The organism is Paucilactobacillus nenjiangensis, from assembly GCF_005405445.1.
In the GTDB taxonomy this organism is placed as follows: domain Bacteria; phylum Bacillota; class Bacilli; order Lactobacillales; family Lactobacillaceae; genus Paucilactobacillus; species Paucilactobacillus nenjiangensis.
On sequence record NZ_BJEB01000004.1, the window covers coordinates 1 to 18,942 of the forward strand.

The following is an 18,942-nucleotide window of genomic DNA, read 5'->3' on the forward strand; positions in this document are numbered from 1 at the left end:
AAATCTTGAGGGCAGTTTTATTTCTTGATATGGTTACGAGGAATGGAGCGTAGCGACATCCTCAGAGAGTTTTTTGTACAAATATTTTTAGAATTGGTTCTACAAGTCATTTTTATCCCGCTAAACCATCCTGGCGTAATTGTTCTGCATAGGCATTCAGCTTCCGCAGTCGATGATTTACTCCAGATTTAGAGATAGCCCCACTCGGAATCAATTCCCCTAGTTCTTTTAAACTGACTTCTTCATTTGCTAAACGAGTCTCTGCAATTTCGCGCAATTTAACTGGCAAACTGCCAAGACCTACTTTTGAATCAATTAATTTAATATTTTCAATCTGTTGGTTCGAAGCAGTGGCAATTTTGTCCATATTTGCTGTTTCACAATTAACCAGTCGATTCACGGAGTTGCGCATGTCGCGGACGATTCGAATATCTTCAAATTTCAACATTGCGTTCGTGGCACCAATTAAAGATAAGAAATCAGCAATTTTTTCTGCCTCTTTCAAATAAACAATGTAACCACTTCTCCGCGGTGTCGAACGCGCATTTAAGTCAAATTCATTCATCATATCAACCAACATGTTGTTATGTTCTTCATATAATGAATAAACCTCCAGATGATAACGTGATGTTTCTGGATTATTGACCGATCCACCTGCCAAAAATGCACCACGTAAATAAGAACGTACCATTCCTTCATCAGACAGCATCTCAACGGGAACTTGTTCTTTAATTTGTAAGCCTTGTAAAATCCCTAAGTCGTCCAAAACACTCTCAGCATCATTTCGAAGTCGGACAATATAGAGATTATTTTTTTTCAATTTCATTTTACGCCGAACCACTAATTCACTTTCAGCGTGATAAAAATCTTTCAGCAATTGATAAATACGTCGAGCAATTGCTGGATTTTCAGTTTGGATATTCAATACCAATTTGTGATTGGCAATATTTAACGAGCCGTTCATTCTAATCAACGCCATCAATTCTGCTTTAGCATTGTTCAAATGGACTTCTAAGCCAGTTAATTCTTTTTTCACTTCACTAGCGTATGACATTTTGTCACCTCCTACTTAGCTACAATTTTTAACCGCATGCAGCCGATTCATTAATTCAGCGACAACCATCTTACTGTCATGAAAGGCACCATTATCTTCTAATCGAAGAAAATCATTAGAAATTACACGGACATTTTGTTCTCGCAGACCCTGAAAGTCGTGTTGAACCTGTTTCGATAGTTCATTCCACTTATGATAATCCATGTAATCTTCAGGGACCTCCGTGGTATTCACTAAAATCGTATTGACGAAGTTTTGGCCCAAATGACGATTCAAAATGCGGACATGGTCTGCATCCGTCATTGCATCAGTTTCGCCCAATTGAGTCATAATATTGCAAATATAAATTACTTCGGCCTGTGTTTCACACACTGCCTTTCCGACATTCTCAATCATTAAGTTGGGTAAGATACTAGTAAATAAACTACCCGGTCCAATCACAATCTGATCTGCATTCATAATTGCATCAATCACTTCTTCGACAGCTTCAGCACTATGTCCATCACTATCATCAGAAGGGGTGACCCAGACGCGCTTAATCTTATTGTGCGCTGCCGTAATTTCGGATTCTCCCGCAACAAAACTACCATCCATAAACTCAGCGTTCAACACCAATGGTTCATTGGCCGCAGGGTAGACGTGACCATTCACGTGCATCATTTTTGACAATTCTTGAACCGCTTCAAACACCCCGGACTTCATTTCCGCCAGTGCCGCAATAATTAAATTACCAATCGCGTGGCCGGCAAAAAACGAATCTGAACTATCAAATCGATATTGAAAAATATCTAACGTCAATTGAGGCATATCTGACATTGATACCAAAACGTTGCGGATGTCCCCTGGTGGAACCACGTTAATGTAGTTTCTCAAAACGCCAGAAGACCCACCATCATCTGCGACCGTAACGACTGCAGTGATATCAACATTTTGATTTCGTAAACCCTTTAAAATAACAGGTAAACCTGTTCCTCCACCAATCACAACAACTTTAGGACGGTGAAACTTTTCTATTTTTGTCATGACCGATTACTAGATTCCTTTCTCTTTTCAATGTCGCGATTACTTAGATTGACTTGATATTTTTGTTTGATATCATTGGTTAATTTTGACGCGATTGCCACTGACCGATGTTGACCACCGGTACAACCAATCGCGATGGTTAGATTTTGTTTGCCTTCTTTTTCATATCCAGGCAAGGTGGTTTGAATTAAACTCAAAAATTGATCATAAAATTTATCTGCGTTAGGTTGGCTAAAAACATAATCACTGACCGATTGATCAAGACCAGTTAAATCTCGCAGTTCCTTAACGTAGTATGGATTGGGCAAGAATCTCACATCCATGACAATATCTGCATCTAACGGCAGCCCATATTTGAAACCAAACGACATAACTTCAACGTGAAAAGTGACCGCTTGATCTTCATTAAAATGGTCCATAATTCGCTGTCTGAACTCGCGCGGAGTTAGATTTGACGTATCAATCGTAACATCTGCTGCTAAACGAGTTTCAGCCAAGAGAGCCCGTTCCGTTTCAATCCCAACCAAAACTCTTCCTTGCGGTGCTAATGGATGTGATCGGCGCGTTTCCTTATAGCGAGAAACAATTTCTTCATCGGTGGAATCTAAGAACAGTAACTGCATATGCAAATCAGCTTGTTTGCGTAAATCATCAATGACTGGCATTAATAATGGATAAAAACCCTTTGATCTTAAATCAATGACCATCACAACTTTATTGACTTCACCCGCTTCTTTAATAATATCTAAGAAACGAACGACTAAATTAGGTAACATATTATCGACAACAAAGTATCCTAAATCTTCTAGGCTTTGAATTGCGACTGTCTTGCCAGCACCACTCATGCCGGTGACTAAAATAACTTCAAGTTTTTTATCCACAATCATTCCTCCGAATTCGCATTTCAATAATTGTAACATACCTGGTGTGTCTTTTTATATAGTTGGACTCAAAAAGCCGAGATTTTCATCTCGACTTCTCATTTATGCTTGCCAAAGTTGCTTGGCACGGTCAATATTTTGTTTGATTTGTTTAAACCCAGTCCCACCCAGTGAGTTCCGACGTTCTACCGCGACTTCACTTTGGAGATCATGATAGACATCTTCTTCAATTAATGGCGAAATTTTTTTATATTCAGCCAAAGGAATATCTTGCAAATTAGTTTCTGTTTCCAATCCCTTAAGCACTAACTTACCAACAATTGCATGAGCCTCACGAAAAGGAATTCCTTTACTAGCTAGATAATCAGCTAATTCAGTGGCATTTGAAAAATCATTCCGTGTGGCCTGTGCCATATGTTCCTTCTTAATAGTTGCAGTTGCCAACATCTGCGTGAAAATTTTAATACTAGGCATAACAGTCTTCACGGTATCAAAGACGCCTTCTTTATCTTCTTGCATATCCTTATTGTAGGCTAATGGCAAAGATTTCATGACCGTCAGTAAGCCCATTAAATCGCCATAGACACGGCCACTTTTACCACGAATTAATTCGGCCATATCAGCGTTTTTCTTTTGGGGCATGATAGAACTCCCAGTTGAAAATTGATCTGATAATTCCAAATAATTAAACTCATAAGAACACCACAAAATGATTTCTTCACAGAAACGAGAGAAGTGCATCATCATGATTGACGCATTACTCAAGAATTCTAGCGCAAAGTCACGATCTGATACTGCGTCCAAACTATTATGATAGACATCCCCAAACCCGAGTTCTTGCGCACTAAATTCACGGTCAATCGGGAAAGTCGTTCCTGCCAAGGCAGCTGCCCCTAATGGCAAAATATCTGTATGCTTCATATTGAATTCAAATCTTTCAATATCACGTTGGAACATATCGAAGTATGCTAACAGATAATGTGCATATGAGATAGGTTGCGCATGTTGCAAATGCGTATAACCCGGCATAATCGTTTCCACGTTAGCTTCCGCCATGTCAATCAACACCTTTTGGAGAGCCTTTAACTCTTCAATGACTGCTGGTATCTGTTGCTTAACATACAAATGAAAATCGGTAGCTACCTGATCATTTCGACTACGGGCAGTATGCAGTTTACCTGCGACTGGTCCAATTTGTTCAGCTAAAATGGCTTCTAGATTCATATGGATATCTTCATTTTGAATCGTGAATTCCAATTCACCTGCTGCCAATTGCTTTTGTAAACTTTCCAATCCTGCCACGATAGCATCAGCATCTGCTGCTGGCAAAATCTCAGTTTTCTTCAGCATTTTTACATGTGCCAAAGAGCCCTCTAAATCTTGCTTTGCTAATTGTTGGTCAAACGGAATTGATGCGCCAAATTGATCGACCCATTGTTCAGTTGATTCGGCAAACCGGCCGCCCCATAGTTTCTTAGTGCTCATTATTGAATCCCATCTTTCTCTTTCGCCACTTTATCTTGGACTTGTGAATAAACCGTCGTTGGTAGTCCCCATAACTTGATGAAGCCAACTGCTGCTTGTTGATCAAATTCGTCAGCTGATGTGTAAGTTGCTAGGTTCTTATTGTAAAGTGAGTTAGCTGATTTACGTCCTTGTGTAATGACATTACCCTTGAATAACTTCAAACGAACAGTTCCATTGACTACTTCTTGCGTTGATGCCAAGAATGCTTTCATTGCGTCCATCAATGGTGAGAACCACAAAGCGTTATAGATTGTATCAGCTAATTTCTGTTCAATGATTGGCTTGAAATGAGCTAAATCACGTTCAAAGGTCAAATCTTCGAGGTCCTTATGTGCATGCATTAATACTGCAGCTGCAGGTGCTTCGTAAACTTCACGAGATTTAATTCCAACCAAACGGTTTTCGATATGGTCGATTCGACCAATTCCATGTTTGCCGGCAATCTTTTCAAGTTTTTGAATTAATGCTGCGACACTCATCTTAGTATCGTTTAAAGCAACTGGAACACCTTTTTTAAATTCAATGGTAATGATTTCAGGTTCATTAGGTGTTTTAGCAATTGGTGTCGTGATATCAAAAGCATCTTCTGGAGCTGATTCCCAAGGATCTTCGAGCACTCCGGCTTCATTGGCACGTCCCCAAAGGTTTTGGTCAATTGAATATGGACTATCCAAATCTATAGGAATTGGAACATTGTGTTCCTTAGCGTATTCAATTTCTTCTTCACGTGACCAGTGCCAATCACGAATTGGTGCTTCAATCGTCATTTCTGGTGCTAAAGCTTTGATAGCAACTTCAAAACGAACTTGGTCATTTCCTTTACCGGTACAACCATGAGCAATGGCTGTAGCACCTTTTTCCTTTGCAATTTCTACTAGTTTTTTCGAAATTAAAGGACGTGAAAGAGCTGACAACAAAGGATAGATTCCTTCATACAATGCGTGTCCTTGTAAGGCTACCATGACATAGTCACTGGCAAATTCTTCTCTGGCATCAATCACGATTGATTCAGTTGCACCAACTTTAAGTGCTTTATCATGAATGAAATCCAAGTCTTTACCTTGTTCACCAACGTCGATACAAACTGCGATTACGTCATAATTTTTGTCCTTCAACCAATTAATTGCAACCGATGTATCAAGTCCGCCTGAATATGCTAATACTACTTTTTTATTTGCCATTTAAACTTCTCCTTGTTTTCATGAATTATTATACAGAGAATATTAACATTAATAAAATAAGTAATCAAGTATTTATTCATTCTTTTCTGAAAAAAGGTGCGTTTTATTCAAAATAATTGAATGTATTCACTTTTTACTGCATAAAAATAAACCAATCATTATTCATAATTGGTTTATTTTTTTAATTGTTAAATTTCTTTACGAACATATGGATCAGTAGAAATTTTTTCACTCAAAATCTTTTTTGCCCATTCTTGTGCGGAAAATAGTGAATGATCCTTGTAATTACCACAGCTTTCAATTGCTGTGCCAGGAACATCATCCCAAGTTGCTTCATTACCAATGAAATCTAATGATGACTTCAAAGCCTTAGCCACCTCAGTTGTGGTGTGTTCACCCCACATGATTAAATGAAACCCTGTTCGACAACCAAATGGTGAACAATCAATCACTCCTTGCATCCGGTCTCGCAAAAGGCCAGCAAGCATGTGTTCAATTGTGTGCAATCCCGCTGTAGGAATTGCATCAACATTTGGTTGGACTAAGCGTAAATCAAAATTAGAGATTTTATCGCCGTTTGGTCCTTCTTCTACTGTAATTAAACGAACGTATGGTGCTAAAACTTTAGTATGATCTAATTCAAAACTTTCAATTTTTGCCATTCTCAATCGCTCCTTTTTTAGTACACTATCATTTTACGAGTCTGAAAATAAAATTCAAGACTAGTTTCGAGCTGCATCTCGTTCCAGAACTGGTTTTAAATATTGACCTGTATAACTTTCTGGTACTTCTGCAATGGTTTCTGGGGTCCCAGTGGCAATCACAGTTCCACCGCCAGCGCCACCTTCTGGGCCTAAGTCAATGAGCCAATCAGCTGATTTAACCACATCCAAATTGTGTTCAATGACTAAGACCGTGTTACCAGCATCTACTAAACGCTGTAGCACGCCCAATAATCGCTTGATGTCTTCTGTGTGTAAGCCAGTTGTTGGTTCATCCAAAATATAGAAACTTTTACCAGTTGATTGCTTGTGCAATTCTGAAGCTAATTTCATCCGTTGAGCTTCACCACCAGATAAAGTGGTGGCTGATTGCCCCATGCTGACATAACCAAGACCAACATCCACGATAGTTTGCAATTTACGTGTAATTTTTGGCAATGCACTAAAGAATTCCAATGCTTCCGCCACAGTCATGTCTAGCACATCAGCAATTGTCTTACCTTTATACTGAACCTCTAACGTTTCAGAGTTGTAACGTTTACCATGACAGACCTCACATGGTACATACACGTCTGGCAAAAAATTCATCTCAATCTTGAGAATTCCATCGCCTTTACATGCTTCACAACGTCCACCCTTCACGTTAAAACTGAACCGACCTTTTTGATAACCACGTAACTTGGCCTCATTAGTTTGAGCAAATAATCCACGCACGTCATCAAATACTCCAGTATAAGTTGCGGGGTTACTCCGAGGCGTCCGGCCAATTGGTGATTGGTCAATATCGATAATCTTCTCAATATTTTTAACACCCTTGACTGACTTATACTTACCCGGTTTTTCAGAATTACGGTTAATTTTTTGCGCTAATACTTTTTTCAAAATTGAATTAACTAAAGTCGATTTACCAGAACCAGATACTCCAGTAACGGCAATGAATTTGCCTAAAGGAAAATCAACATCGATATTTTTTAAGTTATTTTCAGTAGCCCCAGTAATAGTGATTTTTTTACCATTACCAACGCGTCGCTCTGACGGAACTGGAATAAATTTCTTACCGGCCAAATATTGACCCGTTAAAGATTTACGTGATTTTTCAACTTGTTTAGGAGTACCAGCAGCCATCACTTCTCCACCCAGTTCACCAGCTCCAGGACCGATGTCGACTAGGTAGTCTGCTGCTCTCATTGTATCTTCATCATGTTCGACCACAATTAGCGTATTGCCTAAATCACGCATTTTTTTCAAGGATTCAATTAATCGATCATTATCACGTTGATGCAACCCAATCGAAGGTTCATCCAAAATATACATCACACCCGATAAATTAGAACCAATTTGGGTGGCTAAACGAATTCGTTGTGCTTCCCCACCAGATAACGTTCTAGCGGACCGACTCAAATTTAAATAATCTAATCCCACATTTTGTAAGAATGACAGTCGATCTCGAATTTCTTTTAAAATAGGTTTGGCAATCATTTCATTTTGTTCGGACAATTTCAATGAACTGAAAAATGGAATTTCATCACTAACAGGCTTTTCTGATGCTTCACCAATATGAATTCCACCAACTTTGACACTGAGTGCTTCACGATTCAAACGATATCCATGACAAGTTTGACACGTTAATTCTGTCATGTATTTGCGCATTTGATCACGAGTGAAGTCAGAATTAGTTTCTTTATAACGCCGTTCAACGTTTCTCAAAACACCTTCAAATTCAACATCGACATCGCGCACGCCGCCAAAATCATTTTCATAATGGAAATGGAAAGTATGTCCTGGATGACCATTTAAAACCATATTTTGCTGACGCGTGGTTAACTTATTAAATGGCTTATCCATGTCAATTCTAAATTGAGTGGCAAATTGTAAGAGTAATTCTGGGTAATATTGTGACGAGATTGGGTTCCAAGGTGCAATCGCCCCTTCTCGTAAAGTCAAAGTAGGATCAGGAACAATCAAATCTTGGTCGACTTCAAGTTTCATCCCCAAGCCTTCACATTCTGGACACGCACCCAAGGGCGCATTAAAAGAAAATAGTCTGGGTTCCATTTCACCCACAGTAAAGCCACAAACTGGGCAGGCATAAGATTCAGAAAATGGAATTTGTTCACCATCGATAATGTCGGCCACCGCATAACCGTCACTGAGGCGCAGTGCTGCTTCAAATGAATCAAAGAGGCGAGAACGAATTCCTTCTTTGACCACAATTCGATCAACCACAATATTAATATTGTGACGTTCATTTTTGTCTAATTCAGGCACTTCATCAACATCATAAGTTTCACCATCAACTTGCACACGAACAAAACCTTCGCGTTTAGCTTTGGCTAAGTTCTTTTTTTGTCCACCTTTTTTATCACGAACAATTGGTGATAAAATTTGTAATTTGGTACGTTCTGGTAGATCTAACACTGCATCGACCATCTGCTCAGGTGATTGACTCGTAATTTCAGTCCCATCGTTGGGACAAATTGGAGTCCCCACTCTGGCCCATAATAAGCGGAGGTAATCATTAATTTCAGTGACCGTTCCAACCGTCGAACGTGGATTTTTCGACGTTGTTTTTTGATCAATCGAAATTGCGGGTGACAAACCATCAATTGAATCCACATCAGGTTTATCCATTTGACCCAAGAATTGACGAGCATACGACGAAAGACTTTCTACATAACGTCTTTGTCCTTCTGCGTACAGAGTGTCGAATGCTAATGAACTTTTCCCAGATCCTGAAAGTCCTGTCACAACCACTAATTTATTTTTTGGAATTGACACATCAATATTTTTTAAATTATGTGCTCGTGCTCCGTGAATCACAATTTTATCATTTGCCACTTTGTTTTCCCCCTACGAATGCAATTAACCAATCTGTGACTTCAGTTCCATCACGGTATCTCGAAGTGTTGCTGCTTGTTCGAAATCTAATCGTTTAGCTGCTGCTTTCATTTGTTCTTCTAGTTGCTTAATCATTTCTTTTTGATCATCTTTGGCCATATCAGCAAAGTCTTGTTGAGTAAATTCATCTTCAGTCCCAGTATCATCAGTTTCTTTGACACTCGAAATTAAATCACGAATTTCTTTTTTGATGGTATGTGGCGTAATTCCATGTTCAATGTTATAGTCTTCTTGAATTTTACGACGACGGCTAGTTTCATCCATTGCGGACTTCATTGAATCTGTCACTGTATCGGCATACATGATTACCATACCGTTTTCATTCCGGGCAGCCCGTCCGATTGTTTGAATCAATGAACGTTCATTCCGTAAGAAACCTTCTTTATCAGCATCCAAGATGGCGACTAAAGAAACTTCTGGAACATCAATACCTTCCCGCAACAAGTTAATCCCGACCAATACGTCAAATTTACCTAATCGTAAATCGCGGATAATTTGCGTTCGTTCCAGTGTTTTAATATCACTATGCAAATATTTAACTTTCAATCCTAAATCTTTGAGATAATCACTCAAATCTTCCGACATCTTTTTAGTCAAAGTCGTAATAAACACCCGTTCATTACGCTCAATCCGAAGATTGATTTCGCCAACCAAATCATCAATTTGTCCCATCACCGGTCGCACTTCAATCTTTGGATCCAGTAAGCCAGTCGGACGAATAATTTGTTGAACTACTTTATCAGTTTGCTCATATTCATATGGTCCTGGAGTGGCAGACATGTAAATAACTTGATTGATATGTTTTTCGAATTCGGGTAACTGTAATGGCCGATTATCCAAGGCGCTGGGCAAACGGAAACCATAATCAACCAGCATTTGTTTCCGAGAACGGTCTCCCTTATACATCCCCCGGACTTGTGGCATTGTCTGATGCGATTCATCTACCACTAATAAGAAGTCTTTTGGAAAGAAATCTAACAAAGTATATGGTGGTTCGCCTGGCTTGCGGCCGTCCATATGCCGAGAATAATTTTCAATTCCTGAGGTATAACCCATCTCACGCATCATTTCAATATCATATTCAGTCCGTTGCTTGAGTCGTTGCGCCTCTAATAATTTACCTTCTTTATCTAATTCTTTTAATCGATCTTCCAGTTCTTTTTCGATATTATCAATGGCTGTGGCCATGATATCATCGTTGGTCATAAAGTGAGTGGCCGGGAAAATAGAAACATGATCACGGTCACCAATTACTTCTCCAGTTAATGAATCAACTTCTCTAATTCGGTCAATTTCATCACCAAAAAACTCAATTCTTAACGCTCGTTCATCACGTGACGCTGGAAAAATTTCGACGACATCCCCATGGACACGAAAACGACCACGTTGAAAGTCAATGTCATTGCGTTCAAATTGAATATCTACTAATTCACGTAACAATTGATTCCGTTCGATTTCCATCCCAACTCGCAATGATAAGACATGATCACGATATTCATTAGGATCCCCTAAACCAAAAATACTAGAAACAGAAGCCACAACAATAACATCCTTACGTTCTAACAAAGAGCTAGTCGCAGAATGTCGTAATTTATCAATTTCATCATTAATAGCAGAATCTTTTTCAATATAGGTGTCGCTTGAAGGTACGTAAGCTTCTGGCTGGTAATAGTCATAGTAACTTACGAAATATTCGACCGCGTTATTGGGAAAGAATTGTTTAAATTCTCCGTACAATTGACCCGCTAAAGTCTTATTATGAGACAAAATTAATGTTGGTTTATTAACATTTTTGATGACATTTGAAATTGTAAATGTCTTCCCTGTCCCTGTTGCTCCAAGCAATATTTGTGATTTTTCACCCGATTCAATGCCATCGGTTAATTCTTGAATTGCAGTAGGTTGATCACCAGTTGGTTTATATGGTGATATAAGTTCAAAATCTTTATCTTCTTGACGATAAATCATTCTTTAATCCCCCTGAATCTTTTCTTAGTCGTAAAGAAAAAGGAAAGCACATGCTTTCCTTTTCATGTCAGTCAATCTTACCATACGAACATGCATTCGTCTAGCAATCAGATTAGTCCTCAATTTGCTTTAAAATTTGATTTGTAATTGCGTCCAATTGATTATTTTTATTCACATTATCCGCAATTAGTTCGGGTAAAATTTTATGAACAAAATATTGCACACTGGCCATCTGTTTAAATTCCAGCATCGTACTTAAACTTTCACGATAAATTTCCAGATAAACTGGCTCCGGATTGCCCTTTTGAATCTCACCGTACGATTCATACATTAAATCAATCTTATCTGCTAAAGACAAAATTCGGCCTTCAAGTGTATCATCTTTACCTTCTGACAACCGACGGCGATAAGCATCTTGGAACTCAGTTGGGATTTCATTATTAATAAAGTTTTCAGTCAATGAGTCTTCAACATCCGCTAACATTTGTCGCAATTCACTAGTGGCATACTTCACCGGCGTTTTGATATCGCCAATAAAACGTTCGGTATAGTCGTGATTGAGTGCTTTTTCGTATAATCTCCGCCAATCAACTTGATTACCGGCCTGTTCTTCGATATCACCCAACATCTGAGCAGCTTGCGCCACTTTAAATGAGTGAGCAGCGACCGTGTGCTTTTCAAATTTAAAGTAACCCGGTGCACGACTAATCATTTCTAAATCACTTAAACTATTTAAATATTGATGCATCCCCATCGTACATTTCTCCCTTCAAAAAAAGTCTGGTTTCCCAGACTAGTTGATTACTTACTAAAATCATTCAGTGCTTGTTCAAATTCAGTCACTTTTTGGTCAGCCGCATCCTTACTTTCAGCACTCGTTCCAATATAAAACTTCAACTTAGGTTCTGTTCCTGAAGGACGAATAGCAATCCACGTTTCGTCATCCAAAATATACTTCAACACATTCGCTGTTGGTAAGGCGAGTTTAGTCACATTACCTTGTGCGTCTGTTTCAGTTTGCAAACTAAAATCTTCAGTTTTAACAATTTGATGACCAGCAAAGGCCGTTGGGGCTTCTTCGCGGAACTTCTTCATTAACGCTTTGATTTCATCGGCACCGTTGATGCCATCATAGACATTTGAAATCGTTTTTTCACTGAAATAGCCATATTCCTTGAATAATTCTTGGAGGCCATCATACAGTGTTTTGCCTTGACTACGATAAAAGGCTGCCACTTCAGCCAACAAAACAAGTGATTGAATGGCATCTTTATCATGGGCAAATGGTTTCACCAAATAACCGTAACTTTCTTCAAAGCCAAACATGTATGTATGTTCACCGGTGGCTTCAAAATGTTCGATTTGTTCGGCAATGTATTTAAAGCCGGTCAACACATTAATCATTTCAACGCCATAGCTTTGAGCAATCTTAGTAGCAAATTCAGTTGAAACAATTGATTTAACCGCAGCAGCATTCTTCGGTAAATCACCGGCTTGCTTATGAGCTTCCAAAATGTAATGTAACATGACAGAAGCAATTTGGTTCCCGGTCAATAGTTGATATTCACCATTTGGTAAATGCACGGCGGTGCCCAAACGATCAGCATCTGGATCGGTAGCAATCAAGACATCTGCATTCACCTTTTTACCTAATTTGATAGCGAGATCAAAGGCAGCTGCATCTTCAGGATTTGGTTTTTTAATCGTGGGGAAATCACCATCTGCAATGGCTTGTTCTGGGACAATTTCATAATTTGTAAAGCCAGCATTTTGCAACGCTTTTTCACCAAGCATTTGGCCAGTTCCATGAAGTGGTGTATAAACCAACTTCATATCCTTACCTTGCTCTTTAGCTAAATCAGCGTTGATGGTGACAGTTTGAACCGCTTTTAAATAATCTTGATCAATATCATCACCAATAATTTTCATCGTGCCATTGGCTAATAATTCTGATTCAGCGACCGTTTTAATCGTAAACATGTTTTCAACTTTACGAATGTAGCTTGTGATTAAGTCTGATTCCTTTGGTGGCATTTGACCGCCATCTTCACCATAAATCTTGTACCCGTTATATTCTTTTGGATTATGACTAGCTGTAATCATAATACCAGCATAGGTATGCAAGTGACGAACCGTAAATGACAGTTCTGGTGTTGGACGCAAGCTTTCAAAGACAAATGACTTAATGCCATGGGCACCTAAGACGGCCGCTGCCGTATGAGCAAATTCAGTTGAGTAATGGCGTGAATCAAAGGCAATCGCCACTCCACGTTCTTTGACACTTTGATCCAGCGTATCCATGAATACTGCCAGACCTTCAGTGGCTTGGCGAACCGTATAAATGTTCATCCGATTGATGCCGGGTCCGAGCAATCCACGCATTCCCGCCGTTCCAAATGACATTGGTTCGTAAAATGCGTCCTCTAATTGTTCATCTTTACCATTTAATTGATCTAATTGTGCTTTTAAGTCAGCATCTAAATTTTTTTCATTGTTCCAAATTTGATAAGTATCTTTCCAGCTCACTAGTCTATCTCCTTTTCGTAACCGTTTTCGCTATTAAGTATACCGCATTTGATTTCGTCGGTACATAAAAAGCAGCCTTCAAATCAAAAGATTAAAAGCTGCTTCACATTAACAATTATTTTATTCGTTACCTCAAATCAATACTCATGAGCTACCCAAGGTAAATCGCACTTTTTTGAAACCGGCTCTTAACCTTAACTCATTGCGTTTAGGTACGGGTAGCTCGATTTCCAACTACATAATCCTTCGCTATCCTAGCCTATACTCATGAGCTACCCAAGGTAAATCGCACTTTTTAGTCTGCAGCCAAAGCATCAATTGGATTGAGCTTAGCAGCACTTCTAGCAGGAAGTAAGGCTGCTAAGAAGGAAATCACAATGGCGAGAATAAAGGTCGTCAAAATGTTTGTTGCGGATATTTGAATCAAATCGTACTTCGCAATTGTATACAAGAATTGATTCAATAAGTACCCTAGGCCAAACGCAAGCACAGTTGCGAGTGCAGCAGAGATGAGTCCAATCAGTAATGATTCACTTGTAAACAAACGACGCACATCTGCTTTACTTTCACCTAAAGCCCGCAAAATTCCAATTTCTTTGGTTCGTTCTGATACTGACATGTACATTGAAACAATAATCATCAAGGCTGAAACGACCAATGAAATTCCAGCAATCGCCATCAAGACATAGGTGGCCAAATCAACAATCGTATTAACTGTCTTCAGCGCACTACCAACTGTATTAGCTTTGAAGACCCGCTTGTTATCCATCTTGATACTATTAACTTTCTTTTCAACTGAATCAACATTCTTAGAATTATCAACATTGACAACCGTTGCAGAAGGCTTGGTTGTTGCACCTGCCGCTTTCAAAGTGTCCTTCATTGTTTCTCCAGACATCGCATTCATTGAAGCCCCACTTGAACCAGCATCAACAACCCCGGAAATCGTTAAATCTTTTGAAACTTGCACTGGCATGCCGTTGTCATCGGTAGTTGTCCATTTAACGGCAATCTTTTTACCAACGACTGATTTCCAATCCTTAGTATTATATACCTTAGCAACGGTCTTTTTATCAACCGCAATTTCATCTTTACCAGGTAAGGTCCCTGCCTTGAGCATGTCCTTTGAAAATAACTTGGTCCATGATTGAACGGTGGCTAAAGAATAATCACGACCACTCAAACTAAATTTCATATTGGCAGCGACATACATTGATTCAACAGAATCAACATGTTTCAAGTTAGCCATCTTTTTAATTTGTGCTTCACTAAATGAAGTCGTAGTTGGATCAGCTGATGCAGCTTGTGCCCAAGCCTCACTTTGACTCGATGCTGAGCCGGAAGTCTTTGTATATCGCTGAACCATCATGGCATTCGGATTGACTAAGGAATTAACTTGATCATTAATATAACCCTTAATTCCATTGCCTAACCCACTAAATAACAGGACAGCAAACAGTCCAATCGCCGTTCCTATCATAATCAAAGAGTTACGACCAAAATTATATTTTAGATGCTTCCACGCATTGCTATAACTGGCACTAGCTGGTAATTTGCGACTTTCAATTTTTGATTCATTGGATACTTCTGGATATTTTTCGCGGATTTGCTTGTCGTAATCCACTTTTCCATCTTCAAGATGCACAATTCGAGTCCCAAAATCAGCTACATCTTGTGAATGGGTAACCGCAATGACCAATTTACCTTCAGCAGCAATGTTTCTTAAAATTTCAAGGACTTCTTCAGTGTTAACCGAATCAAGTGCTCCTGTTGGTTCATCGGCAATAATAATTTCTGGGTCTGCCGCCAAAGCTCGCGCAATGGCAACCCGTTGCTTTTGTCCACCAGATAATTGATTAGGATGCTTTTTGATTTGATCTTCCAAACCAACTTTTTTCAGCATTTCTTTAGCTCGTTCAACTCGTTGAGCTTGGCTCAATTGTGCCATTTCCAGCGAAGTGAGCACGTTATCTAGGACCGTTAAATGACTAATCAAATTGTAAGATTGATAAATGTAACCAATCGTTCCACGACGGTATTCGTCCATTTCTTTTTCTTTATGATGATCAAGTGCTTTATCATTGACTAAGACTTGGCCCTCAAACTTTCGGTCCAAACCACCAATAATGTTCATCAAGGTAGATTTACCACCACCTGATTCCCCAAGAATTGAAACAAATTCACCTAACTCAAATTTTAAATTAATCCCTTTTAAAACGGGAAATTCTTCTTTTCCAAGAAAATACGATTTATGAATATCTTTAAGTTCTAAGTATGACATCGAATTATCTCCTTTTGTTTTTGAATACGAGTAATGATAACCCAAGCATTTTTTTAAGTCAAGAAAGGTTAACATTTTCTTCAAATGTTTAACTTTTCTTAGATTTATGATAGAATATAGCTTGTTAAAATATCGTCTATACTCAGTTAATCATAGTTAAACAATGTCTGTATAGTCTTACGCCTTAACTGGTTAATAATCTTGAGTAAGTGTTATCCATCTAGAGAGGAGCAGCCTATGAAACGCGAAGAAAAGAAGAAACTAACCCGCGCCAAAATCCTGGCAACAGCTGAAAAAATGTTTTCCGATAAAGGTATTAAAAAAACTGACATTCGGGAAATTGCCAAATCTTCCGGCGTTTCGGTTGTGACTTTTTACAAATATTTCGCCAGCAAAGAAGAATTACTCACAGAAATTACCATCAAGAAGTTAACTGAAGTCGCATCGTTAATTAAATTAAACTTAGCCACCTCTACTGATGATGTCATGTCAACTATGAAGCGAATTGATGATTTAGTAGAATCGCACACCAGCAATTTACACAACGCTGAATTTGATGAATTTATGAATATTGCCTTTTTCAGTAATCCCGAAGTCATCGCTGCACAAGAAGCCATGACTAAAGACATCGTGACCGCTGTTTATGAGCAACTCAAAAAGACCAATCAATTGCAAGACGGCGTCACACTAGAGGCAATGCTGATGTATGTAGATATGATTGTCCAATATAGTCGTTTACCCAAAAACCGTGGCATTCTGGGACCACATCCCCGCCATTCACACACTAATCTAGAACAAGAAGTACTGAATATCTTAATGTATGGACTAATCAAAAAAAATGATTAACGAAAAATTCGTTAATCATTTTTTGTTTTAAACCGCTGTTTTATTGTCTTTTAATTCTTCAATGTAATTGAAGACCCCTTGCCCGGCAATTCCACCATCACCGACCGCAGTGGTAATTTGACGTAACTTTTTGTCTCGCACGTCACCAATTGCAAAAATTCCAGGTACATTCGTCTCCATCTGATCGTTGGTGATTACCCAACCTTGGTCGTCAAGAATACCTAAGTTTTGGAATGAATCAGTCATTGGTAAGACTCCAACATAGATGAAAACACCGTTAGCATCAATATCAGATTCAGCACCAGTTTGGTTGTTCTTAATGTGCACACCGCCAACTTTTTGATCGTCATCTTTGATTTCAGTCACTTCACTATTCCAAATGAATTCCATCTTATCATTCGCAAAAGCGCGATCCTGAATTACTTTTTGGGCGCGTAATTTATCACGACGATGAACTACTGTGACTTTGTCAGCTAATTGAGTCAGGTAAATACCTTCCTCGATGGCTGAATCTCCACCACCGACAACGACCACGTGCTTATTCTTAAAGAAGGCACCATCACAGACAGCACAGTATGAAACTCCACGACCAGATAATTCAGCCTCACCTGGAGCCCCTAACTTCCTATATTGTGAACCAGTCGCAATAATAATTGCTTTGGTTTCATACTCTTCCATATCAGTCGTAACTGTCTTCACGTCGCCATGGTCTACAATACTAGCAACCGTTCCATATGCATATTCAGCTCCAAATTGAGTGGAACTTTCATACATTTCTTTGGACAAATCAGGTCCTAGGATTGATTTAAATCCGGGATAATTTTCGATTTCAGCGGTGTTATTCATTTGACCGCCATAAATTCCGCGATCTAACATTAATACGGATAGATTGGCCCGTGAAGCATATAGCGCAGCAGTCATTCCACCAGGCCCTGCCCCAATAACAATCACATCATAACTTTTTGCCATGTTCTTTCCTCCTAAAATTCCTAATCTAATTATTTTACAATACACTGAATTATGATTTTTGTCGACTACTTTAGCTCACAAAAAGTAAGTAAAAAAGTGGCGGAACAATTATTAATCTGCTCTACCACTTATTTGTAAAATTTGTTAATTATTATTTACTAGCTTTTTCATCTTCGGCAGTTAATTTCGCACCCAACGTCTTGATATAAGCACGGAGTTCATCTTTAACTTGAGGATGTTTGAGACCGTATTCGATATTAGTTTCAATCCAACCGAACTTGTTTCCAACGTCAAAACGTTGACCCTTAAATTCATGGGCGAAAACGCGTTGAGTTTTGTTCAATTCATCAATTGCATCGGTTAATTGTAGTTCTCCACCCTTACCCATTGGTGTTCTTTCCAACACATCAAAGATTTCAGGTGTTAATAGATAACGACCGATGATTGCCAAATCACTTGGTGCTTCATCTGGATCTGGCTTTTCAACAAAGTTTGAAACATTGTATAGTCCTGGTTTAACTTGTTCAATTGGATTGATAACACCATATTTTTCAGTTTCTTCATGAGGAACCTTCATTACAGCCAGCGTAGATGCACCAGTTTCTTTGTATGATTCCATCAATTGACGAGTTAAAGGCACTTTATCTTCCATTAAATCATCGCCAAGCATAACAACGAAAGGTTCGTCACCAATAAATGCTTTGGCAGTCAAGACAGCATCCCCTAAGCCACGAGGATGTGATTGACGAATAAAGTACAAGTTAATGTCAGTGGTCTCTTGTACCATCTTTAACATTTCTTGCTTATTTTTTTCTGCCAAGTTGTTTTCAAGTTCTGGGTTTGAATCAAAATGGTCTTCGATTGAGCGTTTACTTTTACCATCAACAACCACAATGTCTTCAATACCAGATTTACGTGCTTCTTCAACAATAAATTGAATAGTAGGCTTGTCCACGATTGGTAACATTTCCTTGGCAAGGGCCTTAGTAGCTGGTAAAAAACGAGTGCCTAAACCGGCAGCTGGGATGATTGCTTTTCTTACTTTTTTCATTAGTTAAAATTTCCT

General features: G+C 38.9%; 14 protein-coding genes. 1 reads left to right on the plus strand and 13 read right to left on the minus strand.

Features of this window, described 5'->3' with window-relative positions:
- Positions 1 to 112: 112 nt before the first annotated feature.
- The 11 genes from whiA to FFM59_RS01085 all read right to left on the minus strand — a co-directional run bounded on the left by whiA (position 113) and on the right by FFM59_RS01085 (position 16,061).
- Positions 113 to 1,054 carry a DNA-binding protein WhiA gene (gene whiA, locus FFM59_RS01035; protein ID WP_137601209.1) on the minus strand — a complete coding sequence of 314 codons (942 nt, stop codon included), beginning with the start codon at positions 1,052 to 1,054 and terminating at the stop codon, positions 113 to 115.
- Positions 1,055 to 1,069: 15 nt separating this feature from the next.
- On the minus strand, positions 1,070 to 2,077 hold the full coding sequence (gene mgfK / locus FFM59_RS01040; protein WP_137601210.1) for a gluconeogenesis morphogenetic factor MgfK: 1,008 nt from the start codon (positions 2,075 to 2,077) through the stop codon (positions 1,070 to 1,072).
- Positions 2,074 to 2,958 carry an RNase adapter RapZ gene (rapZ, locus tag FFM59_RS01045; protein ID WP_137601211.1) on the minus strand — a complete coding sequence of 295 codons (885 nt, stop codon included), beginning with the start codon at positions 2,956 to 2,958 and terminating at the stop codon, positions 2,074 to 2,076. Before rapZ ends, mgfK begins: the two co-directional genes overlap by 4 nt.
- Before the next feature lie 102 nt (positions 2,959 to 3,060).
- The gene (gene argH, locus FFM59_RS01050) at positions 3,061 to 4,443 is read right to left on the minus strand and encodes an argininosuccinate lyase (RefSeq protein ID WP_137601212.1); all 1,383 of its coding nucleotides are present in this window, start codon (positions 4,441 to 4,443) and stop codon (positions 3,061 to 3,063) included.
- Positions 4,443 to 5,666, minus strand: a complete 1,224-nt coding sequence (locus FFM59_RS01055) for an argininosuccinate synthase (RefSeq protein ID WP_137601213.1) — start codon at positions 5,664 to 5,666, stop codon at positions 4,443 to 4,445. Before FFM59_RS01055 ends, argH begins: the two co-directional genes overlap by 1 nt.
- A 188-nt stretch (positions 5,667 to 5,854) precedes the next feature.
- Complete coding sequence (locus FFM59_RS01060; RefSeq protein WP_137601214.1) at positions 5,855 to 6,328, minus strand: S-ribosylhomocysteine lyase; 474 nt, start codon at positions 6,326 to 6,328, stop codon at positions 5,855 to 5,857.
- A gap of 60 nt (positions 6,329 to 6,388) precedes the next feature.
- Entirely contained in the window at positions 6,389 to 9,226 is a 2,838-nt protein-coding gene (uvrA, locus tag FFM59_RS01065) for an excinuclease ABC subunit UvrA (protein ID WP_137601215.1), read from the minus strand.
- Between the two features lie 24 nt (positions 9,227 to 9,250).
- Positions 9,251 to 11,254 (minus strand): excinuclease ABC subunit UvrB, encoded by a 2,004-nt coding sequence (gene uvrB / locus FFM59_RS01070; protein WP_137601216.1) that lies wholly within the window; start codon positions 11,252 to 11,254, stop codon positions 9,251 to 9,253.
- 112 nt (positions 11,255 to 11,366) lie between these two features.
- The gene (locus FFM59_RS01075) at positions 11,367 to 12,008 is read right to left on the minus strand and encodes a YfbR-like 5'-deoxynucleotidase (RefSeq protein WP_137601217.1); all 642 of its coding nucleotides are present in this window, start codon (positions 12,006 to 12,008) and stop codon (positions 11,367 to 11,369) included.
- 47 nt (positions 12,009 to 12,055) lie between these two features.
- Positions 12,056 to 13,780, minus strand: a complete 1,725-nt coding sequence (locus tag FFM59_RS01080) for a phospho-sugar mutase (protein WP_137601218.1) — start codon at positions 13,778 to 13,780, stop codon at positions 12,056 to 12,058.
- Positions 13,781 to 14,075: 295 nt separating this feature from the next.
- Positions 14,076 to 16,061, minus strand: a complete 1,986-nt coding sequence (locus tag FFM59_RS01085; protein ID WP_137601219.1) for an ABC transporter ATP-binding protein/permease — start codon at positions 16,059 to 16,061, stop codon at positions 14,076 to 14,078.
- A 237-nt stretch (positions 16,062 to 16,298) separates the two neighbouring features.
- Between FFM59_RS01085 and FFM59_RS01090 the strand changes: the two genes are divergently transcribed.
- Positions 16,299 to 16,907: a TetR/AcrR family transcriptional regulator gene (locus tag FFM59_RS01090; RefSeq protein WP_137601220.1), complete on the plus strand. Its 609-nt coding sequence runs from the start codon at positions 16,299 to 16,301 to the stop codon at positions 16,905 to 16,907.
- Positions 16,908 to 16,934: 27 nt separating this feature from the next.
- Here FFM59_RS01090 and trxB read toward each other — a convergent pair whose 3' ends face one another.
- The gene (trxB, locus tag FFM59_RS01095; protein WP_137601221.1) at positions 16,935 to 17,876 is read right to left on the minus strand and encodes a thioredoxin-disulfide reductase; all 942 of its coding nucleotides are present in this window, start codon (positions 17,874 to 17,876) and stop codon (positions 16,935 to 16,937) included.
- 151 nt (positions 17,877 to 18,027) lie between these two features.
- Positions 18,028 to 18,927 (minus strand): UTP--glucose-1-phosphate uridylyltransferase GalU, encoded by a 900-nt coding sequence (gene galU / locus FFM59_RS01100; RefSeq protein WP_137601222.1) that lies wholly within the window; start codon positions 18,925 to 18,927, stop codon positions 18,028 to 18,030.
- Positions 18,928 to 18,942 lie beyond the last annotated feature (15 nt).